Origin of the sequence: Delftia sp. RIT313, from assembly GCF_000632165.1 — a bacterium.
Taxonomy (GTDB): domain Bacteria; phylum Pseudomonadota; class Gammaproteobacteria; order Burkholderiales; family Burkholderiaceae_C; genus Comamonas; species Comamonas acidovorans.
In genome coordinates this window covers 211,779-233,395 of record NZ_JFYT01000046.1, presented here as the reverse complement: position 1 = coordinate 233,395, position 21,617 = coordinate 211,779, and the positions used below count along the sequence as shown (strand labels likewise).

18 protein-coding genes are annotated in these 21,617 nt (G+C 67.0%); 6 read left to right on the top strand and 12 right to left on the bottom strand.

The window, feature by feature from the left end; genetic code table 11:
* Positions 1-27: 27 nt before the first annotated feature.
* The 12 genes from mlaE to BW39_RS13485 form a co-directional block, all read right to left on the bottom strand.
* The gene (mlaE, locus tag BW39_RS13540; protein ID WP_012207333.1) at positions 28-810 is read right to left on the bottom strand and encodes a lipid asymmetry maintenance ABC transporter permease subunit MlaE; all 783 of its coding nucleotides are present in this window, start codon (positions 808-810) and stop codon (positions 28-30) included.
* Positions 807-1,646: an ABC transporter ATP-binding protein gene (locus tag BW39_RS13535; protein ID WP_043822273.1), complete on the bottom strand. Its 840-nt coding sequence runs from the start codon at positions 1,644-1,646 to the stop codon at positions 807-809. The genes mlaE and BW39_RS13535 overlap by 4 nt, the downstream gene beginning before the upstream one ends.
* Positions 1,647-1,864: 218 nt before the next feature.
* Complete coding sequence (locus BW39_RS13530) at positions 1,865-2,653, bottom strand: amino acid ABC transporter ATP-binding protein (RefSeq protein ID WP_373681080.1); 789 nt, start codon at positions 2,651-2,653, stop codon at positions 1,865-1,867.
* A complete protein-coding gene (locus BW39_RS13525) occupies positions 2,634-3,287 on the bottom strand; it encodes an amino acid ABC transporter permease (protein WP_012207336.1) in 654 nt (217 codons plus the stop codon). Before BW39_RS13525 ends, BW39_RS13530 begins: the two co-directional genes overlap by 20 nt.
* A 131-nt stretch (positions 3,288-3,418) precedes the next feature.
* Positions 3,419-4,225: an amino acid ABC transporter substrate-binding protein gene (locus BW39_RS13520; protein WP_043822271.1), complete on the bottom strand. Its 807-nt coding sequence runs from the start codon at positions 4,223-4,225 to the stop codon at positions 3,419-3,421.
* A 208-nt stretch (positions 4,226-4,433) separates the two neighbouring features.
* Positions 4,434-5,807, bottom strand: a complete 1,374-nt coding sequence (pelG, locus tag BW39_RS13515; RefSeq protein ID WP_012207338.1) for an exopolysaccharide Pel transporter PelG — start codon at positions 5,805-5,807, stop codon at positions 4,434-4,436.
* Positions 5,807-7,363 carry a GT4 family glycosyltransferase PelF gene (gene pelF, locus BW39_RS13510; protein WP_043822270.1) on the bottom strand — a complete coding sequence of 519 codons (1,557 nt, stop codon included), beginning with the start codon at positions 7,361-7,363 and terminating at the stop codon, positions 5,807-5,809. Before pelF ends, pelG begins: the two co-directional genes overlap by 1 nt.
* Positions 7,360-8,382 (bottom strand): hypothetical protein, encoded by a 1,023-nt coding sequence (locus BW39_RS13505; protein ID WP_043822268.1) that lies wholly within the window; start codon positions 8,380-8,382, stop codon positions 7,360-7,362. The genes pelF and BW39_RS13505 overlap by 4 nt, the downstream gene beginning before the upstream one ends.
* On the bottom strand, positions 8,375-9,754 hold the full coding sequence (locus tag BW39_RS13500; protein WP_012207341.1) for a PelD GGDEF domain-containing protein: 1,380 nt from the start codon (positions 9,752-9,754) through the stop codon (positions 8,375-8,377). Before BW39_RS13500 ends, BW39_RS13505 begins: the two co-directional genes overlap by 8 nt.
* A gap of 23 nt (positions 9,755-9,777) precedes the next feature.
* A complete protein-coding gene (locus BW39_RS13495) occupies positions 9,778-10,329 on the bottom strand; it encodes a transporter (protein WP_043822266.1) in 552 nt (183 codons plus the stop codon).
* A gap of 25 nt (positions 10,330-10,354) precedes the next feature.
* Entirely contained in the window at positions 10,355-14,194 is a 3,840-nt protein-coding gene (locus BW39_RS13490; protein ID WP_043822263.1) for a tetratricopeptide repeat protein, read from the bottom strand.
* Positions 14,160-16,988 (bottom strand): bifunctional glycoside hydrolase 114/ polysaccharide deacetylase family protein, encoded by a 2,829-nt coding sequence (locus BW39_RS13485; protein WP_043822261.1) that lies wholly within the window; start codon positions 16,986-16,988, stop codon positions 14,160-14,162. Before BW39_RS13485 ends, BW39_RS13490 begins: the two co-directional genes overlap by 35 nt.
* A gap of 235 nt (positions 16,989-17,223) precedes the next feature.
* Between BW39_RS13485 and galE the strand changes: the two genes are divergently transcribed.
* The 6 genes from galE (at position 17,224) to BW39_RS13455 (ending at position 21,604) form a co-directional block, all read left to right on the top strand.
* Positions 17,224-18,234, top strand: a complete 1,011-nt coding sequence (gene galE, locus BW39_RS13480; protein ID WP_043822260.1) for a UDP-glucose 4-epimerase GalE — start codon at positions 17,224-17,226, stop codon at positions 18,232-18,234.
* 76 nt (positions 18,235-18,310) lie between these two features.
* Positions 18,311-19,111: an imidazole glycerol phosphate synthase subunit HisF gene (hisF, locus tag BW39_RS13475; RefSeq protein WP_043822258.1), complete on the top strand. Its 801-nt coding sequence runs from the start codon at positions 18,311-18,313 to the stop codon at positions 19,109-19,111.
* A gap of 244 nt (positions 19,112-19,355) precedes the next feature.
* On the top strand, positions 19,356-19,754 hold the full coding sequence (gene hisI, locus BW39_RS13470) for a phosphoribosyl-AMP cyclohydrolase (RefSeq protein ID WP_013800785.1): 399 nt from the start codon (positions 19,356-19,358) through the stop codon (positions 19,752-19,754).
* The gene (locus BW39_RS13465; protein WP_043822256.1) at positions 19,751-20,164 is read left to right on the top strand and encodes a phosphoribosyl-ATP diphosphatase; all 414 of its coding nucleotides are present in this window, start codon (positions 19,751-19,753) and stop codon (positions 20,162-20,164) included. Before hisI ends, BW39_RS13465 begins: the two co-directional genes overlap by 4 nt.
* Positions 20,161-20,553: a DUF4870 family protein gene (locus tag BW39_RS13460; protein ID WP_013800783.1), complete on the top strand. Its 393-nt coding sequence runs from the start codon at positions 20,161-20,163 to the stop codon at positions 20,551-20,553. The genes BW39_RS13465 and BW39_RS13460 overlap by 4 nt, the downstream gene beginning before the upstream one ends.
* Before the next feature lie 19 nt (positions 20,554-20,572).
* Positions 20,573-21,604: a patatin-like phospholipase family protein gene (locus tag BW39_RS13455; protein WP_043822254.1), complete on the top strand. Its 1,032-nt coding sequence runs from the start codon at positions 20,573-20,575 to the stop codon at positions 21,602-21,604.
* The last annotated feature ends 13 nt before the right edge of the window (positions 21,605-21,617 follow it).

Sequence of the window (21,617 nt, the reverse complement as noted above, 5' to 3'; positions counted from 1 at the left end):
TTTGCGAGAGGTGGCACCGGTGCCGGGTCAAAGGCTGAACATCGTTGCCGTGAGCAGGAAGTCCAGCCCCAGCACGGCCAGCGAGGCCATCACCACCGTGCGCGTGGTCGCGCGGGACACGCCTTCGGGCGTGGGCTTGGCTGCATAGCCCTGCAGCAGCGCGATGAAGGTCACCGCCACGCCGAACACCAGGCTCTTGAGAACACCGTTGCCCAGGTCATACCACCAGTCCACGCCGTTTTGCATCTGGCCCCAGAAGGCGCCGCCATCGACGCCGATCATGACCACGCCCACCAGCCAGCCGCCGATCACGCCGACGGCACTGAAAACGGCCGCCAGCAGCGGCATGGCGATCAGGCCCGCCACGAAGCGCGGCGCCAGGATGCGGCGCACCGGGTCCACGGCCATCATCTCCATGGCCGACAACTGCTCGCCGGCCTTCATCAAGCCGATCTCGGCCGTCAGCGCCGTGCCGGCACGCCCGGCAAACAGCAGCGCCGTGACGACGGGGCCGAGTTCGCGCACCAGCGACAGCGCCACCAGCAGGCCCAGCGCCTCGGCCGAGCCATAGCGCTGCAGCGTGTAGTAGCCCTGCAGGCCCAGCACGAAACCGACGAACAGGCCGGACACGCCAATGATGGCCAGCGAATAGTTGCCCAGGAAATGGATCTGGTCGCCGATCAGCCGCGGGCGGCCCAGCGCAGGCCCCATGAGGGCGAGCAGGCGGCCGAACAGGCGCGTGCCCATGCCCAGCTGCGTCAGCTGTTGGCGTACCGCCGCGCCAATGCGTGCGGGATGCAGCCGGTTCATGCGTGCCTCCTGCCGTGGCTCTTGCCGGAGCTTGCGGGGTTGCCGAAATCTTCCTCGGCGCTCACGCCGGGGTAGTGGAAAGGCACGGGACCGGTGGCCCGTGCGTGGATGAACTGCTGCACCAGCGGGTCGGGATTGGCCCGCACCTCATCTGGCGAGCCCTGGGCGGCGACGCCGCCGTTGCCCAGGATGACCACATGGTCGGCCACGTGGAAGGTTTCCTCCACGTCATGGGACACCAGGATGGAAGTCAGGCCCATGGCGTCGTTGAGTTCGCGGATCAGCTGGGCGGCCGTGCCCAGGGAGATGGGGTCCAGCCCGGCGAAGGGCTCGTCGTACATGATCAGTTCGGGGTCCAGCGCAATGGCCCGCGCCAGCGCCACGCGGCGGGCCATGCCGCCAGAGATCTCGCTGGGCATGAGGTCGCGCGCACCGCGCAGGCCCACGGCATGCAGCTTCATGAGCACGATGTCGCGGACCAGTTCGTCGGGGAGATCGGTGTGCTCGCGCAGCGGGAAGGCCACGTTGTCGAACACGCTCATGTCGGTGAACAGCGCTCCGAACTGGAACAGCATGCCCATGCGCCGGCGCGCGGCGTACAGGCCTGCGGCGTCCATGGTGGTGACGTCCTTGCCATCGAACAATACCTGCCCCTGCTGGGCATGCTGCTGGCCGCCGATCAGGCGAAGCACCGTGGTCTTGCCGCCGCCCGATGCCCCCATCAGGGCCGTGACCTTGCCGCGCGGCACCTGCAGCGACAGGTCGCGCAGGATCACACGTTCGCCATAGCCGAAGGTGACGTTGCGCAACTCCACGAAAGAGGCGGTTGGGATCATGCTGTGGTGCGGTCGATAAATGTTCGCAGGCAAGCCCGCTATTGTGCAGACAGGTGCCGATGCCTGCTCATCACCCCCCGAGATAAACATACATCCGTGTATGTTTCTCAAAAAGTCATGGCAGAAAACGCCATAAAAAAAAGAGCATGCTTCGCTTGCTACACAAGCGTTGCACGCCCTCTGGACCTGGGGAAAGTCCGGACTGGACAGATGTTTTTTTACAACATGTTCTGCAGAAATGCCTGGGTCCGGGCGTGCTGCGGCGCTGCAAAAAAGGCTTCCGCCGGGCCTTGCTCGACGATCTCGCCCTTGTCCATGAAGATCACGCGATTGGCCACCTCGCGGGCAAAGCCCATCTCGTGGGTCACGACCAGCATGGTCATGTGCTCCTGGGCCAGCTCGCGCATGGTGCGCAGCACTTCGCCGGTCAGCTCCGGGTCCAACGCGGAGGTGGGCTCGTCGAACAGCAGGATGTCCGGCTCCATGGCCAGTGCCCGGGCGATGGCCACGCGCTGCTTTTGCCCGCCCGACAGGCGGTTGGGATAGGCATCGCGCTTTTCCAGCAGGCCCACCTTGTGGAGCAGCGCCTCGGCCTTGGGCACGATCTGCTCGCGCTTGAGGCCCTTGACGACGATCGGCGCCTCGATGATGTTCTCCAGCACCGTGAGGTGCGGGAACAGGTTGAAGGACTGGAACACCATGCCCATCTTGCGGCCGATCTGGCGGATCTGCGCCTCGGGCACGTAGTGGGCGCGGCCGTCCGCGCCGCTGTCCACCAGCACCTCGCCCTCGACGGCGACACGGCCGCTGTCAATGGTTTCCAGGTGGTTGAGGCAGCGCAGGAACGTGCTTTTGCCCGATCCCGAAGGACCGATGACGGCCACCACCTCGCCGCGCGCCAGCTCCAGCGAAACGCCGCGCAGCACCGGCACGCCGCCAAAGCCCTTGCAGATGTTCTGCGCCGAGATCATGGTCTCGGGCGCGTTATCACGCGTCGTATTTGGCATGGCGTTTTTCTAGGTATTGAAAGATCCAGGTCAACACGAGAGTCATGACCAGATAGAAGCCTGCGGCCACCACGAAGGGCGTGATGGTGAAGTCGCGCTGCACGATGCCGCGCGCGGCGCGCAGCAGGTCGTTCAGGGCCAGCACGTAGATGAGCGAGGTGTCCTTGACCAGGGTGATGGTCTCGTTGCTCACAGGCGGGATGATGCGCGCCCACATCTGCGGCAGGATGATGCGGCGCATGGTCTGGCCGTAGCTCATGCCCAGCACCTTGGCACCCTCGTACTGGCCGCGGTCCACGGACTGGATGCCCGCGCGGAAGATTTCGGCGAAGTAGGCGGCGTAGTTCAGCGCGAAGGCGACGACGGCTGCAGGGAAATCGGGCAGGCGCACGCCGATCACGGGCACGAAGGGCAGCGCGAAGTAGATGAACAGCATCTGCAGCATCAGCGGCGTGCCGCGCATCAGCCAGATGTAGCCGCCTACCAGCCGGCTCAGGGCGGGAAAGCGGGAGATGCGCATCAGCGCCAGCGACAGTCCCAGGGGGATGGACAGCGCCAGGGTGATGACGAAGAGCTTGAGGGTGACCAGGGCGCCGGCGGACAGCGGCCCCATGAGCGAGATTACATATTCCATCGAATGGCCTCAGTGCGGTGCGCGGCCCCGCCGGCATCGGCAGGATCCGGGCAGCCACGGGCGCGTGCGTCCCAGAACGCAAAAGACCGGCAATGCCAGGCTGGCCTTGCCGGTCGCATGGTGTGCCGGATTTACTTGATGATGTCCTTGCCGAACCACTTGGAGGCGATTTCGGCGGCCTTGCCGTCCTTCTTCATCTCGGCCAGCGCGGCTTCGAGCTTGCCCAGAACTTCGGTGTCTTCCTTGCGCAGGCCCACGCCGTAGTCCTCGGTGCCGAAGTTGTCCTCGAGCACCAGGTACTCGCCAGCCTTCTTGGCCACGTGGAAGCGGCCCACGACCTCGTCGACCACGACGGCGTCCAGGCGGCCGGCCGACAGGTCCATCAGCGCGGTGATGTTGTCGCCGAAGGTCTTCAGGTCCTTGAAGCTGGCGGCCACGGCGGCGTCCTTCTTGATGGCGTCCACGGCCGAGCTGCCATCCTGCGCGCCCACGACCTTGCCTGCAAGGCCGGCCTTGTCCTTGATGTCGGAGTTGGCGCGCACGATGATGATCTGGTGGTTCTCCATGTAGGGCGCGGTGAAGGCGATGTTCTTCTTGCGCTCTTCGGTGATGGTCAGGCCGTTCCACAGCGCGTCGACGCGCTTGCCGACCAGCTCGGCTTCCTTGGCGCTCCAGTCGATGGGCTTGAAGTCCACTTCCACGTTCATGCGCTTGGCGGCTTCACGCGCCATGTCGATGTCGAAGCCGACGATCTCGTTCTTGTCGTCACGAAAGCCCATGGGCGGGAAGTTGTCGTCCAGGCCGATCACCAACTTGGTCATGGCTGCCGGCACGGGGGCGGCAACCGGCGCGGTGGCGGTCGATGCGGACTCGTTCTTGCCGCAGGCTGCCAGCAGTGCAGACAGGGCCACCATGGCCAAGAGGGTGCGTTTTTTCATGGCTTAAAGCTTTGGAGTGGAAAAAGCGAAAGGCGGCGGCCGCTGCACGCAAGGTGCGCAATCGTTGTAATGAATGGTTCCTTGGCGGAACCTTTGTCTCGGTTGGGTGCCGGCGCCGAATCCCGTATTGTCGCGCAGACCGGCGCCCCCCGCCAACACGCTGGATCAAGACCGTGCAAATCGGCAAATGGCGAGAGATGCCTGCCGGTCACTGCAGCATGAAGGTCTTGTATTCGAGCCGGTTGAGCTCGCGCGAGAGCAGGTACAGCCCCACGCACAGCGTCACCAGCATGGCCAGGCAAAAGCCGTAGCCATAGAACGCGGCGCCCAGCGCCAGCGAGATGCCCGTGAAGGCGATGTTCAGCGCCACCAGCAGCAGGCAGAGCATGAACACGATGCGCCGCTCGTCCAGGTAGAAGAACACGTTGAGCACGGCCATCACACCCACCTGCAAGCCGGCGCCCACCACCTGCACGTGCAGCAGCGGCAGGTACAGCTGGGAGATGCCCAGCAACTGCAGGATGGCCGGCCCGGCCACCAGGGTGACGAGGACGGCCAGCGTCTGCACCTTGGCGATCTCGCCCAGGCCCGCCTGGATGGCGTAGACCATCTCGTTGCGCATGGACTCGATGTATTCCAGCGATCCACCGCCGCGCACGGCGTCGAAGAACTTGTCGTAGTACTCGACGAAGTCGGTCTCGATGCGCACCAGGAAGACCGCCATGCCCGGAATGATGGACAGGTACGACAGGAACACCGGCAGGTCGTAGATCAGCGAGGCCCTGAGTCCGCCGATGATCTGCTGCGAGGTCGGCGGGTAGTACCAGAACATGAACTTGTCGATCCAGATGCCCAGGTTGTAGAGCACGCCGATGCCGATCAGCGCCGGAAAGATCAGCGAGCGCTGCGTGAAGTCGAAGGCGATCCAGCGCTGCTGCAGCGGAAAGCTGCGCAGCACGATCATCCACATGCCGGCCAGCAGCAGCACATGGCCGATCACGAAGCTGGCCAGCAGCCCTTCCAGCCCCCAGTAGCGCAGCGGCAGCGCCAGCAGCACGATGAGCAGGTAGGTGGCGCCGAACAGCCCGGCAATGGCCCGGTAGTGCTTGAGGCCCGACAGCAGCACGGTCATGACCCAGACCACGCACATCAGCGTGAAGCCGGCCAGCATCAGCACGCGGTACAGCAGGCCCTGGCCCGGCAGCACCACGAACAGCGCCAGCGTGCCCAGCGCGCTGGCCGTGGCCACGACCACCAGCAGCAGGCCATGCAGGTTGGGCAGGATGCTCTCGTCCTTCTTGAGGAACAGTTGGTCCGACACAAAGCGCGTGAAGGCCAGTTGCGCCGCCCCGGTCAGGATCAGGCTGCTGGCCACCAGATAGGTCACCGAGGTCTGGAACTGCGTGACCAGCAGCGGCGGCGCCACCACGCTGACGCTGAACACCCCCACCAGCAGGATGCCGATGATGGAGAACACCCACGGCCCCGAGCCGATGACGCCCGCATAGGCGTAGGCCTGGAGCACGCTGGTCAGCGTGTTCTTGCGCAGCAGGTGGCGCAGTTCGAATCCAATGCCGGCCATCAGTGTTTTTCCTCGGACTGTTGCAGCGCCCTGTCGTAGACCTGCCTGTAGCGCTCGAACAGCAGCCGGTCGGAGTAGTAGCGCTCCACGCGCGCAATCCCGGCCGCGCTGGCGGCCTGCCACTGCGCGGGCGAGCTCAGCAGCTCCAGGCAGGCGTCGGCCAGCGCCTCGGGGTTGGCAATGCCGACCACGCGCCCGCACGAGCCCAGGGCCTGGTCTTGCGGCTCCAGCCCGTCGATGAGCTGGCGGCACGAGCCCACGTCGGTGCTGACCACGGGCACGCCTGCGGCCTGGGCTTCGAGAATCACCAGGGGCAGCGCCTCGCTGATGGAAGACAGCACGACCACGCCCACCTTGGGCAGCAGCTCCTCCACCTTCTGCATGCCCAGAAAGCGGATGTTGGCCTGCAGGCCCAGGCTGTCCACGAGGTTCTGGCATTCCTCGGCATAGGCCGGGTCCTCGGCCGTGGGGCCGGCCACCCAGGCCTGGGCCTGGGGCATCCGGTTGACCACGCGGCGCATGGCGCGGATGAAGGTCTTGATGTCCTTGATGGGCACCACGCGACCGATCAGGCACAGCACGGGCGGCACCTCGGCGGGCCGCTGGGTGCGCAGCGGCGCAAAGCGTTCTATGCGGATGCCGTTGGGGATGCTGACCGTGCGCTCGGCGGCCGCGCCATCGGCCACCTGGCGCAGGCGGTTGTTCTCGTACAGCGCAATGATGGGATCGGCCGCGCCATAGCAAAAGCGCCCCATCCAGTCGAAAAACCGTATCCACATCTGCCGGAAGAACGACACCTCCATGGGGTCGCGCTGGAAGATGTTGCGGTTGTCGCGGATCCAGGAGCTTTGCAGCAGGTCGATCTGGCGCTCTTTCGTGTAGATGCCATGCTCGGACAGCACCAGCGGCAGGCCGCGTGCATGGTGCAGCAGGCCGCCCAGAAATCCCGCATAGCCGGTCGAGACGGTATGCAGCACGCGCACCGGGATCAGCCCATGGGCGATGCGCGCCATCAGCCACAGCGGCTGCAGCATGATGCGCACGGTCCAGAAGAAGTCCACGAACGACGGGTCGGTGCAGTGGCGCCGGTAGCTGTCGCGGATCAGGTCCCAGGCGAATTCGCTGTGCAGGAAATCCTCCAGCGGCAGGCTGCCGCCGGGCTGCAGCTCCAGCGCAATGGAGCGCATGGCCGCCAGCACCTTGGCCCGGCTTTCGGCACTGCCGTCATGCGCCTCCAGGGCGCCCAGGAATTCCTGGGCCTTGGCCAGGGCTTCGGGATGGCCGCGCGAAGGGGCGGGCTGGATATTGGAGTGCAGCGCGTCAAACAGGTAGTGCTGCTCGAAGTGCACCACGTTGGGCGGCAGTGCGTAGCGGAAATCGCCATAGTCCTCGCGCCGGCTGCCCAGGAAGACGATGGCAAAGCGGTGCTCGGGATAGGCCTGCAGGATCTGGTTGACCCAGCTGGACACACCCCCGCTGACATAGGGAAAAGTGCCTTCCAGCAGCAGCGCGATGTCCGCATTGGCCGCCGTGGGGAACTGGCTCGCACGGCTCATGAGGCACTCCAGTAGCGGATGCTGGGCTTCAGGCGCGGCAGGGCTTGCTCCAAGTCCAGCGAACGCATCAGGGCCTGCGCCTTGGCGAATTCGCGCCGATCGAACAGCAGCTCGGCCTGGTAGGGCACGACGCGTGCCGGCTCCATGCCCAGCGCCAGCGAGCGCTCATAGCAGGCCAGCGACTCCACCGCCCTGCCCTGCATGTGCAGCAGCCGGCCACGGCGCAGCAGCAGCAAGGCGTTGTCGGGCCGCTGTGCGAGCACCAGGTCGCAGTAGTGCAGGGATTGCTTGATGGCGTGGTCGCGCACATCGCCCTGCGCCACGCCCTGGTAGACCAGCTCCGCGTAGAGGTCGGTCAGCGCCCGCGCCGCCTGCAGGCCACGCGGCCCGTAGGGCTCATCGCCCTCGGACTGGCGGGCATGCTCGAACAGCTGCAGCTCCTGGTGGATGGTCTTGCTGATCTCGCGCTCCTTGGCGTCCAGCATGCTGTAGGCCAGCAGGCGCAGGTCTTCGCTGGAATCGCCCAGCGCCGTGCGCAGCATGGGCGAGGCAATGCGCCCCGGCACGCTGCCCAGCGCCACCATCGCCCGCATGCGCGAGGCGACCGGCACATTGGGATTGGCCAGGAAGGACTGCAGGCCCGCCTGGCGGCGGCTGGTGCTGGCCTGCTGGTGCGGGTCGAAATCAGGCAGGGGCATCACCGGGAAACGCGGGCCGCCGCGCGGGCCGCGCTGGGTGTGCAGCGCAATGGTGGCGACCACGGCGCCCAAAATGCCGGCCACCGGCACGGCATAGGCAAACAAACCCATCAGCACCACCAACGCCAGCCGCTGGCGCACCGACTTGGCCGAGGTGGCCAGGAAGGGCGCCAGGCACAGCGCCAGCAGGCCGCTGGCCAGCCCGTGGGCCGTGAGATAGCCCAGCAGGGCCGCGTCCGACTGGCTGCGCAGCAGCCACAGGCTGCTCCATGAGGCGATTTCCGCGGCCAGCGCGCCCAATGCCAGCTTGAGGTTAAGCATGGCCCTGCCCCATCTGATGGAGCCGCTCCAGCACGCTGCTGGCCGAGCAGCGGTCCAGCAAGATGGTGCGCGGGAAGATGCCCGCATCGGCCAGCGAGGCCACGCCGCGCTGGGCCAGCCAGCCCTCGATGCGGTTCAGGTAGCCCTCGGCCGTGGCGTTGGTGCCCAACGGCATGAAGATGGCCAGCAGCTGCCGGCCATCGCTTTCCTGCAGCCAGGAGCGGTCCAGCATGCGCTCCAGCCGCATGATCTGCTGGGCCATCTGGGCCTGCACAGCCGAGGGCGACAGCTCCAGCGCCACCACCACGCTGCTCAGGCGCGCGCTGCGGTTCACATGCTCCATGCGCTGCAGCTCGAACGCGAAATGCGGCGGGCAATCGGGATAGGCCTGCAGCAGCGGCGCAGCCAGGCTGTTGGCGGCCACGCTGTCCGTGTAGTAGCCCAGCAGCAGGTTGATGGTCTGCAGCGCCTCTTCCTGCAATGCGAAGAAAGGCATTTCCTCGACCAGCAGCAGGCCGTAGATCTCGCCCTCCAGGTCCAGCATGGGCGCCACGACGATGTACTGCGTCTGCTGGCCCTCCGCCATGCTTTGCGAGACATGGCACAGCACATGGCTGTCCAGCGCCTGGCGCACCAGCGGATCGTGGACATGGATGGGCCGCTCGCCCCCCAGCTGGGCAATGGGCGTGGGGTCCAGCACCTCATTGCGCACGGGCACCAGGCTGGCCACGCTGATCTGGCTGAAGCGCGACAGCAGGTTGAGCAGGCTTTGCGCATCGCCCTCGGCGCCACTGAGGCCGCTGAGTACGTTGATGGCATCGCGCATGGACACGGGGCGGCCTATGAGCTCCTGCTCCAGCCGGTCATGCGACAGGCGCAGCAGGTAATGCTGGCGGATCAGCTGCTCGGTGCGCTGGTCCATGTAGTTCTGCGCCGTGCGCGCGCGGCGTATGCGTGCGCGCCAGAGGCTGGAGATCTCGCCCACGACCATGACCAGGATCAGGCCGCCCAGAAAGTACTGTTCCGGGAACAGCGACAGATCGCGCTGGTTGACGCCCAGCCAGGCCAGCAGCAGCACGCCGGCCGCCGACAGGCCGGCCACCGGCCCGTAGCGCAGGGCCACCACCACGGGCGCCAGCCAGGCCCAGGGGAACTCGGACTCCACCCACAGGGGATTGTCCGGGTTGGCCCACATGCCGATCAAAAGGGCCAGCACCGGCAGCAGCAGCGTCTCGCCCACCACCACCCAGGGCTTGGCGCTCGTCTGCACAAGCAGGCCCAGCGGCGAGCCTCTGAATTCCGCGGCAATGCCGGCGCGGCGCGGTGCGGCGGAATGCGGTGCCGCCTTGGGCGTGCTGGCTTGGTCTGGCATGAAGAGTCGTTCCCTGGATGCGCTTATCGGGCGTTGGCCAGGCCTGTGCCCAGCAGGTTGCGGATCAGCTTCTGCCCCACGGCGGCCAGGGCCTCGCGGCTCCAGCCGCTTTGCGCGCCCGCGCCGCTCCACACGGTGGCGCCGGTGCCCACGTCCACGATCTCCAAGGTCACGCCCACGGCCGGCTCGCCGTCCACGCCCACCTTGTAGCGCCATTCGTCCACCGCGCCCGTCAGCGCATAGCGCACGCCTTCGCCGCGCGCCCAGGCCAGGGCGTCGTCGCGGCGCTTGGCTTCGCGGCCGTCGAACAGGGTTTCCTGCAGTGCATCGCCCGTGTAGCGCTTGACCTGGCCCACGCCACGCGCATTGATCAGCGCCGTGGCAATGGCGGCGGCGCGGTTGCCAGCCATGGGCGTTTCGGTGTGGTTCTCGAAGGGCAGCACCGCCCAGCTGGCATTCGTCTCCAGCGCGGGCGCCGTGCCCCGGTCGATGGTCGAGCAGGCAGACAGCAGGCCGACAAGGGCAATACCCGTGAGCACGCGAAGGCGGGAGGCGAAAGTGGTGCGGTGTGTCATGGAGAGGCTCCTTGAAGTCTTCGGATCAGTAGTGGAGGCGGTAGGTCAGCAACAGCTCGCGGGTATTGCCCACGGTGTTGATGCCCGACTTGGACAGATTCAGGCCCAGCGCGAGGTGGTCCGCGCCGAACAGGCTGGTGGCCAGGCCCATGCCCAGCTCGTAGCCCGCGCCGTTGACGCTGTGGTGCGTCAGGGCCAGGCTGGCGTAGGGCCGCAGCGCGCGCGTGTACTGCTGCTCGTAGCCCGTGTTGAACATCATCTGCAGGCCCGAGAAGCGGAAACTGCGCGGCAGCAGATAGTCGATGGTGGGATCGTTGAACGGCGGCAGGTAACCCAGGATGGCCGCATCCCGGCCCTGCAGCAGCGCCGGGTCGCTGCGGCTGTAGCGGTGCCAGGAGGTGAAGGCGCCGAACTGCAGGGTGGGCGCCTCGCTGCGGTAGGTGTGCAGGTATTGCAGCGTCGCATGGTTGCCGGAGCCCACGCGTGCGCCGCTTTGCACGCGGTAGCGCTCCGATGCCAGCTCCAGCGTGATCTGGTCCAGACGCGAGAGCTGGTAGCTGCTGCCCAGCGACACGCGGTCCTTCATGCCGCCCATGCGCATGGCCAGCGTTTCCTGCGTGGCCAGGTGCCGGCCCAGTGATGCCTGCAGGCTCCAGCGGCTGTCCACGTTGTAGGTCTGCGTGAACTGCATGGGCGTGTAGCCCTCCAGGCTTTCGCGCCGGCCCAGCATGAATTCGCTGGAGGCCGACTGCGTCTTGCGCGTCAGGCGCAGGCCGATGCCCCGCTCCTGCGAGGGGCCGCGCACCAGGGTGTTTTTGTTGACCGTGCGGCGCACGTCCTCGGCATCCAGGTCCAGCGCCCAGCGGGGGTTCAGGCCCACATGCCAGCGCAGCCGGGAGACCTGCTCGTCGATGGCGTCCATGCGGCGGTTGCGCAGTTGCAGGCCGCCGTAGTCACTGAAGGCCAGCAGCTGCTCGGTCAGCGCCAGGTGCAGGGGATCGTCGTCGGGCTGGTCGGCCATGTTCTCGAAGGCCGCCGTCTGCGCCAGCCGCACATCGCCGACCATGGCCGCCGCGTTGATGCGGTCATAGCGCGGCAGCGCCTCGTCATGGCGCTGCAGCAGCTGCCCGGCCTGGGCCACATCCTTTTCCGCCAGGGCCACCGTGATCTCGGCCCACAGCGGCGAGCTGGTGCTCTTGCTGCGGCTGCGCGCGTACTGCTGCCACAGGTAGCCACGCTCGGCCTGGTACTCGCCGCGCTCCTGCAGCCAGGCAATGGCCAGCTCGGCCGCAGCGGCGGAATGCTCGCGGCGCCCGCCTTCCAGGTCCATGCGCAGCAGCTCGCGCATCAGGGCGAATTCGGCATCGCCCTGCGTGTGAAAGAGCATGAGCCGGCTGCGGGCCTGGCGCTGAACCTCGTCCAGCCCCTCGGCCGTCAGCCATTTGCGGGCGGCCAGGGCCGCTGCGCCGTCCTGGGCGCGTGCCCGCACCTTCTCGCGCGTCCACAGCTGCTGCCTCAGGCTCCAGGCCCGATCGGCCTGCTGGTTCTGCTCCAGCGCGTCGGCGTACTGCATCATCCACAGGAAGTCGTCGGCATGCTCGGCGCGGTGCGGCTTCAGATAGCGTTCCAGCGCAACGGCCGGACGCGACAGCGTCATGTAGGCCGCCGCCAGGGCGCCGTGCATGTCGGCATCGCGCGCCCAGACAGGCTCGGCCGCCGCCAGCAGCAGCTTGAGGGCCGCCGCATTCTGCGTGTCGATCAGCAGCCACATCAGGCCCTGGCGCAGCGGCGTGGAGCCGGGGTCCAGCGCCAGGCCCTTCTCGAAGGCCTCCATGGCCTTTTTCGATTGCGCCGTGCGCTGGTAGTAGGCGCCCAGTATCTGGAAGAAGGTGGGCTGGCCCTGCAGGCGCTTGACCAGGGCCGGGTCGGCCAAGATGCGTTCGACCTGGCTGCCGATCTGGGTCCAGTCCTCCAGGTCCTCCAGCAGGTAGAAGGCCTGCGTCAGATGGCGCACGTCATGGAACTGCTCCCAGGCGTGCAGGGACATCCGGGCCGCCTCGCGCCGGTCGGCGCGCTGCAGCAGGCGTATCACCTCGTCGTAGTCGCTGATGCCGGCGTGCGGCGTCTGCAGCAGGCGGCGGTAGGCCTTCAGCGTCAGTGCTTCCTGGCGCTGGTCCTGGGCCAGATCGCCCAGCAGGCGCCAGTACTCGCCCTCGTCCTGCATGCCGGCGGGAATGCGCGTCTGCGCATCCTCCAGCCAGCGCAGGCCCAGGGCCGGCTCGCCCTGCAGCAGCGCGAGCACAGCAGCGGGCATGGCATGGGCCGGCGTGCGCTGCTCGGGATCGCTGAGCACGCGTTTCCATGCCTGCAGCGCCAGCGGCGAACGGCCTGCGCGCTCGGCCAGCTGGGCCAGCAGAATCTGCGACTGCGGCGTGCTGCCGTGCTTTTGCAGATAGTCGATGGCCTCGCCTGGCTCGGCCTGGCGCTCGTAGGCCTGGACCAGCGCCTGCTGCAGCGCGGCATCCTGGGGACGGCGGCTCAACTGGTGGCGCAGGCCGGCAATCAGGGCGCGGTCGTCGAACAGGCCCGGCGCCAGGCGCATCACCGTCTTCCAGGCATCCTCGCGCCCCGTGTTCTGCGCAATGACCAGCCAGCTGTCCAGGGCCTGCTGCTGCTGTCCCATCCATTCGGACACCTGGGCCAGGCGTTCGCGCCAGGCCATGTCCTGCGGCGCCTGGCGCACGGCAGCCGTGGCCACGCGCCAGGCATCTTCCAGGTTGCGGTTTTCGAGGAATACCTCGTAGCCCAGCAGGTAGGTCTTGTCGTCAAAGGGCAGGCCCGGCGGCGGCTTGCGCACGGGATCGGCGGTGCGCAGCATGCGCCAGCCTGGCGCGGTCCAGCCCACGGGCTGCAGCGCCCAGGCGCCGTCGTCGGCAACCGGGTCCGGAGCGGCGCCCGAAGCCCCGGCCACCTGCGTCTGCCACTGCTGCAGCAGGGACAGCTGCAGCAGCCGCTTGGCATAGCGCTCGGCCTCGGCCCGGTTGCCGGCCGCACGCGCCAGGCCGATGAGCTTTCGCAGCGTCTCGGGGTCGCTGCCCAGCAGCTCTTCCTGCTGGCGCGCCAGCGCCAGCGCTTCGTTGGCACGGTTGCCTGACTGCAGCACCTGCAGGGCCTGCCAGAGGTAGGCGCGCGACTGCTGGACGTCTTCGGTCGTGGCGCTGGCCTGGCGCAGCAGCCGGGCCGATTCCTCGTACAGGGACATGCCCAGCGCCTGCCGCGCTGCGGATTCATAGACCTGCGCCTTGCGCGCGGGATCGGCCTGGCGACCTGCCACGTCGTCGTAGATGTCCAGGGCCAGCGGTGCGTCCTTGAGCACCAGCGCCGACGAGGCCAGGTACAGCGCCTGCTCCTGGGTCAGCCCCTGCAGCGGCACGTCCTTCAACGCCTGCATCACCTGCGGCGCCAGCGCCTCGGCCTGGCCGCCCGCGCGGTGGTCCTGCTTTTGCGCCTCCAGATAGCCCTGGTAGGCGGCCTGCCAGTGGTCCCAGGCCTGGACGGCTGCGCTGGGCAGTGCCTGCTTGGCCGCCTCTTCCCGCGCCAGCTTGATGGCCTGCAGGCGCTCTTCCTTGGCCTTGAGCAGGGCGCGCAGGTTCTCGTTGCCGGGATCGCTCTTGAGCAGGTTGCTCAGGTAGTTGTAGGACAGCTCGGAGTCATCTCCGGTAACGGAGAGCCGGCGCTCCAGATCCTGCTTGGGAAACAGCATCCACAGGGCGCCACCGATCAGTACCGCCAGCAGCGCGATCAGCCAGAAGGGAACCGTGATGGGGCGCTCAGAGCCCCCGGCATTGCGCTTGGAGTTCGACACTGTTTTGGGTACTTCTGAAGGAACGGAGGTTGGCGTTGCCGGTATCGGCACCCGCCACGGCAAGGAGGGGCGTGGCGGCGTTCGCAGAACTCAGCGAACAGCCGGCAGGCAGGTACATGCGCAGCTCCAGCGGCACATGGCCCTGCAGGGCGAAGCGCACGCCGCCGTCGGCCTGGGGCTGCCATTGCGTGAGCCGGGCATTGGCATCCACCAGATAGGGGCGCGCCGCGTGGGCGGCCGCGCCTGCGGCGTCCTGTTGCGTCTGTTGCACCAGGTATCCGGCGCTGCCGGCCAGATGCAGGTAGCTGCCGTCTGCCCCCTTGGCATAGCCGGCAATGCCGCTGCTGGCAGCCATGGAAGGCAGGGCCATGCCGGGCGGCATGCGCAGCGTGCGCAGCTGGCCCGGACCCCGCAGGCGCCAGCCCTGCGCGTCGCGGCCGATGGCGAATTCGTAGAAATCCTGCACCTTGCGGATGTACTCGGAGCTGTAGACCGGGTTCAGCCGCTGCGCCAGCGCCCACTGGTAGATCCTGTGCAGCGCTTTGATGCTGGCCTGCTTGCTGGCGGAGTAGGAGTGGTAGTAGATGTCCACGGCCTTCAGGCGCCGGGGAGCCTCGGTCATCTCGAAGGTCTCGATGACGCGCTCGAAGCCGTAGAACGGCCCGTGCCAGAGGTTGGTGTAGATGTTCTCGTTGGTGACAGGCGCATAGATCTGCAGGTGGCCGCCCTTGCGCAGACCCCAGCTGCGCACCTCGGTGAGCGAGGGATTGCTGCGCGTGATGGCCGTGTCGCCGCCATTCATGTTGAGCAGTCCCGCCGCGTCGGAGATGGCCAGGGCCTCGGCGCTGGGCGCCGTGTTGCCGGTCCACAGGAACACGTCCACCGGCTTGCCGGGCGGCGCCAGGCGCTTGCGGATGTAGTCGACCGAGCCATTGATCTCCCGGTTCATGTCCATCTGGTAGCCGGGGATGTGGAGGTTGAGATTCACCTCCTTGCTGTCATCCCCGTCGGGCGCTGCCCCGGGCTCCCAGAAGAAGGGGTGCGAGTAGGAATGGCTGGCGATCTCGACATGGGGCATGGCGAAGATGCGCTTGGCAATGCCCTCCAGCTGCTCGGCCCACTGCGGATACAGGCCCTGCGGCGAGACCTCGGCCTCGATGACCGAGATGGTGTGCGGGATCTTGTAGCGCTCCAGGATCTCGCGGCGCAGCACTTCGCCCGCGAAGGGCGTTCCCGGCAGCTCGGCCTTGGAGGGAAAGCCGTCACCATCCACATGGGCCAGCAACAGGCGGCGGCCGTTCTCCGTGGAGACATCGGGCGCGGGGAAATCCTTCAGGCGCAGCGCCTCGCGCAGCAGCGCGAAGGGATCGATCACCCAGCGCGACTGGTCGGTGCCCGGCATGCTCACCACCACATAGGGCATGAGCGCAAAGCCGCCCCAGGGCGTGATGGCGGCAGAGACGAAGCGGCGCCCCCGCTTGTCATCGAAGGACAGCAGCTCACGGCTGCCCCTGGCCATCTGTGGAGTGAACTCCCAGCCTTCGTAATCGTGCGCTGGCTCGGCCGGCTGTATCTCGAAACCCATGAGCGGCGCCTGCTCGGCGCGCCGCAGCGGGAACACGGGTGCCGCTTCCGTGCTGCGCGTGCCCAGGGCGGCCGACATGGTGCGGTCCTGGGACAGGCCCAGCGTATTGAGCACCAGCAGCGGCATGCCCTGCTGCACCTGGTTGGCCAGCCACTGCCGCACGCTTTTGGCCCGCATCTCGGGCACCGCGCCGCCGAACCAGCTCACCACGCCGGCATAGCGGTCGCGCGCCACGCCTTCGGGCAGGGGCTCGCGCACATCGGCGTAGTCGGCGACATAGCCCATGTAGTTGATGGGCATTTCCAGAAAGCGGTGCGCCGATGCGCCGTTGATGGACGGATAGTCGGCACCGTTGTAGAGAATCAACACCCTGCGCGCCACTGCCTCCACCTGGCCTATGCCCAGGGTCTGCAGCCCGGCATCGGAAACCCACGGAATGACGCCCAGCTGCGCAATGCGGCGGGCCGTCTCGCGCGTGGCATCGCGGTCGTGCGGAGCCACGTAGTCGATGGACAGCACCGGCAGGCGGTCACGCTCACGGATGGTCTGCAGTTGCTGCAGCAGCCATTCGCGGTCTTTCTCGGGCACGTTCACATAGCGCTTGAGGCTGGCATCCCAGCCCCGCAACAGCGACTCCGCCGCCACCATCTGTACCTTGTCCCTCACGCGCGGCACGATCTCGAAACCCCGGTTCAGGATCAGGCGGATGCCGGGATAGCGCTGGTGCAGCGTCTCGATGACGCGCACCAGGCCGTCCTGCTGGGCCTTTTCGTCGAAATTCGCGGCCAGGCGGTAGGAGTCCAGCGTGTCCAGGAAGAAGCCCCGAAAACCCTGCTTCCACAGCGGCGCGATCACCTCGTCGGCAAAGAAGGCGGGCCACTGCGCAGGCGTCTGGTCCAGGACGATGGACTGCCAGGCGCCGTTGCGCGCCATCTTCCAGGCCTCGGGAATCTTGCTGAAGTAGGCGCGCTCGGGCAGCACCTCGGCCACGGAGGCATATGCGTAGAGTTCGCTGCCCGGAGCCTGCTTGCGGAATTGAACGGGGTCGTAGCCGTGGCCCGGCTCCACGACAGCGATGTCGTAGAGGCTCAGTTCACTGAGCGAGGCCTTGTTCCCGTAATAGACGGCAACCGCAGGCTCGGCGGCCTGCACCGCCCAGCCGCACAGCACCCCCCAGCAAAACAGGCAGGTTCGCAGGAAAGCGTTCACGGCCTTCTCCTCGGGGTGTGGCCACGCACGGTCAATTCATAGTTTTTGTACATCAAATTTCTAGTCGATTTGATAAAAGCTATCGTCAGTCCGACGAAATGCGGGCGCGAGCATACCGGTTTTTGTCTGCAAACGTGTCTTCTCCCTACTTTTGTGCTCGGCGCCCTTGAAGCACGGGGGAAGCTGGGTTATGGCGATACTAGGCAGGCAGAAAAATCACCAATGAAAGGTATTCATGATTCTGGTCACAGGCGGCGCCGGCTTCATCGGCTCGCATACCTGCGTGGAACTCGCCGCTGCGGGCGAGCCCTACCTGATCTACGACAACTTCAGCAACAGCAGCCCCGATGTGCTCGAACGCATGGAACGCATCACGGGCCGGCGCCCGCTGTGCGTCGAGGGCGACGTGCGCGACCGCGCCGCGCTGGAGCGGCTGTTTGCCGAGCACTCCATCCGCGAGGTGATCCACTTCGCCGCGCTCAAGGCCGTGGGCGAGTCCGTGGCCCAGCCGCTGCGCTACTACGAACACAACGTGGGCGGCACGGTGGCCCTGCTGCAGGCCATGCGGACGGCGGGCGTGCGCAGCCTGGTGTTCTCCTCCTCGGCCACGGTCTACGGCGATCCGGCCAGCCTGCCGATCCGCGAAGACTTTCCGCTGTCCGCCACCAACCCCTACGGCCGCAGCAAGCTGTGGATCGAGGAAATGCTGGCCGACCTGGACCGCGCCGAGCCCGGCCAGTGGAGCCTGGCACGGCTGCGCTACTTCAACCCCGTGGGCGCCCATGAAAGCGGCCTGATCGGCGAGGACCCGCGCGACATCCCCAACAACCTCATGCCCTATGTGTCGCAGGTCGCCATCGGCCAGCGCCAGCAGCTCAGTGTCTATGGCGATGACTATGCGACGCCGGACGGCACGGGCGTGCGCGACTACATCCACGTCACCGACCTGGCGCGCGGCCACCTGGCGGCGCTGCGCTATCTGCGCGAGCAGCAGGGCCTGCTGACCGTGAACCTGGGCACGGGGCGCCCAGTCTCGGTGCTGGAGATGGTCAAGGCCTTCGAGCGCGCCAGCGGCCGCCCCGTGCCCTACCAGATCGTGGCGCGCCGTCCCGGCGACGTGGCCCAGTGCTGGGCCGACCCCGCCGAGGCCGAGCGCCTGCTGGGCTGGAAGGCTGCGCTGGATATCGATCGCATGTGCGAAGACGCATGGCGCTGGCAAAGCCAGGCCGCAGGCCTCAAGCGCTGAACCCCGCAGCGCCTGCGGGCGCCGAGGGCGTGGTATCTTTTCGCCCTTGTTTCACGCCCTAGCCACGAGTCTGCCCATGCTTGCCAAACGCATCATCCCCTGTCTTGACGTCACGGGAGGGCGCGTCGTCAAAGGCGTGAACTTCGTGGAACTGCGCGATGCGGGCGACCCGGTGGAGATCGCCGCGCGCTACAACGCCCAGGGCGCGGACGAGCTGACCTTCCTGGACATCACGGCCACCAGCGACGGGCGCGACCTGATCCTGCCCATCATCGAATCCGTGGCCAGCCAGGTCTTCATTCCCCTGACCGTGGGCGGCGGTGTGCGCACCGTCGAGGACGTGCGCCGCCTGCTCAACGCGGGCGCCGACAAGACCAGCTTCAACTCGGCCGCCATCGCCAATCCCGATGTGATCAATGCGGCCTCGGACAAGTACGGCGCGCAATGCATCGTCGTGGCCATCGATGCCAAGCGGCGCACCGCCGAGGACGAGCAGCGCATCGGCGCCGATGGCCGCGCTGCCGGCCCCGGCTGGGACGTGTACAGCCACGGCGGACGCAAGAACACCGGCCTGGACGCCGTGCAGTGGGCCGCCGAAATGGCGCGCCGCGGCGCGGGCGAGATCCTGCTGACCAGCATGGACCGCGACGGCACCAAGTCCGGGTTCGACCTGAAGCTCACGCGGGCCGTCAGCGACGCCGTGCCCGTGCCCGTGATCGCCTCGGGCGGCGTGGGCTCGCTGGACGACCTGGCCGATGGCGTGACGCTGGGCGGCGCCGACGCTGTGCTGGCCGCCAGCATCTTCCACTACGGTGAATTCACCGTGGGCCAGGCCAAGCGGCGCATGGCCGAGCGCGGCGTGCCCGTGCGCCTCTGATACGGCGCGTCGGCGGACTCCTTCATTTCAGTTTTCCATGGCGCTCGCGCCACCCACAACCCATGAAACCGGCGCGGCCCAAGGGACCAGGGACAGCGAGCAAGGGCCGCCCCGCAGCAAGGCTGTCGTCTCCCTCCCGCGCAGCGAGAGAGGGGGAAGGCGCGAAGCGACTCAGGGGGTGTATTTTCAATCCAGGCAATTCCTGACAATCCTGTCACAGGGATGCCCACCCAGGATATTCACAATGCAGGCAATGAACTGGCTAGATCAAGTCAAATGGGATGCGCAGGGCCTGGTGCCCGTGATTGCGCAGGAAAAGGACACGGGCGACGTGATGATGTTCGCCTGGATGAACCGCGAGGCCCTGGCCAAGACGGCCGAGCTCGGCCGCGCCGTCTACTTCAGCCGCTCGCGCAACAAGCTGTGGTTCAAGGGCGAGGAATCGGGCCACGTGCAGACCGTGCACGAGGTGCGCATCGACTGCGACAACGACGTGGTCCTGCTCAAGATCACCCAGACCGGCCACGAGCCCGGCATTGCCTGCCACACGGGGCGCCACAGCTGCTTCTACAGCGTGCTGCAGAACGGCCAGTGGCAGGCCGTCGATCCGGTCTTGAAAGACCCCGAATCGATCTACAAATGAATTCCACGAACATGAACGACACCGCAAGCACTTCCTCGCTGGACGCCCTGGCGCGCCTGGCCGCCGTCATCGAAAGCCGCAAGCCCGCCAACGGCGGCGACCCCGACAAGAGCTACGTCGCCCGCCTGCTGCACAAGGGCCCGGATGCCTTTCTGAAGAAGATCGGCGAAGAGGCCACCGAAGTGGTCATGGCCGCCAAGGACGCAGACCATGGCGGAGACGCCGGCAAAATCCTCTACGAAGTGGCCGATCTGTGGTTCCATAGCATGATCGCCCTGGCCCACTATGGCCTGACGCCCGCCCAGGTCGTTGCCGAGCTGGAGCGCCGCGAAGGCACCAGCGGCATCGAGGAAAAGGCGCTGCGCAAGGCCCAGGAACGTGATGTGAACGAGAAAGGACCGCTGCCATGAATGACGATTACATCGAAGTCCGTGCCCTGGACCAGTCCCGCATCGAAGGCCTCAAGGCCTGGGGCTGGGTCAGCTACCTGCTGCACCTGGTGGTGGCCGTGGCCGCCGTCGTGCCGGGCGCACAGCCCAGCATTGCGCTGCTGGTGATCGCCCTGATCATCGATCTGGTCAAGCGCGGCGACGCCGAAGGCAGCTGGATGGCCAACCACTTCTCGTGGCGCATCCGCAGCGTGATCTGGGCCGGCATCCTGTACCTGGTCACGGCGCCGCTGTGGCTGCTGTTTTTCGTGCCCGGCTGGATCGCCTGGACCGTCATCTCCATCTGGTTCCTCTACCGCATCGTGCGCGGCATGGTCGCCATGAACCGCAACCAGGCCGTGGACCGCTGAAGGTCCCGGGCACACCGCCATGACTCCGACCCCGACCTGCAAGATCAACCTCGCCCTGCAGGGCGGGGGCTCGCACGGCGCCTTGACCTGGGGCGTGCTCGATGCGCTGCTGGAAGACGGCAGCCTTGTCTTCGACGGCATCAGCGGCACCAGCGCCGGCGCCATGAATGCAGTGGCGCTGGCCCAGGGCTTTGCCAAGGCTGCACGCCAGGAAAGCGATCCGGCGGCCGCCCAGGCGCTGGGGGCCGAGCTGGCCCGCGCCACGCTGACCGAGCTCTGGGAAGGCGTGGGCACGATGGGCAGCCTGATGTGGGGCGCGCCCCTGCCGGGCAGCCCCTTCATGGGCGTGCTCAACCAGTTCTTCTCGCCCTACCAGACCAACCCGCTGGACATCAACCCGCTGCGCAAGCTGCTCGAACGGGTCGTGGATTTCGAGGCGCTGACGCATCCTCCCGTGGAAGGCGTGGTGCCCAAGGTCTTTGTCTGCGCCACCAATGTGCGCACGGGCCGAGGCTGCATCTTTTCGGGCAGAAAACTCAGTGCCGACGCGGTCATGGCCTCGGCCTGCCTGCCGCAGCTGTTCAAGGCCGTGGAAATCGATGGCGAGCCGTACTGGGATGGCGGCTTTTCGGGCAACCCGGCGCTGTATCCGCTGATCTACGGCACTGCGTCCAGCGACATCCTGCTGGTGCAGATCAACCCCATCGAGCACACCGATCTGCCCAACACGGCGGCCGACATCATGGACCGCATGAACGAGGTCACCTTCAACGCCGGCCTGCTGGCCGAGTTGCGCGCCATTGAGTTCGTCAAGCGCCTGCTCGAGCAGGGCAAGCTGGACCCGACACGCTACAAAAAGGTGCTGCTGCACCGCGTGGACGGCGGCTCCGTGCTCAAGGGCTATGGCGCCTCGACCAAGACGCGCTCCGACATGCGCTTCGTGCGCGAGCTGTTCGAGCTCGGACGCGAGCAGGGCCAGCAGTGGCTCCAGCAGCACCGCAGCGACGTCGGCGTGCGCCAGACGCTGCGCATCAACGACAATCCGGCCTGATTTCCAACCTACC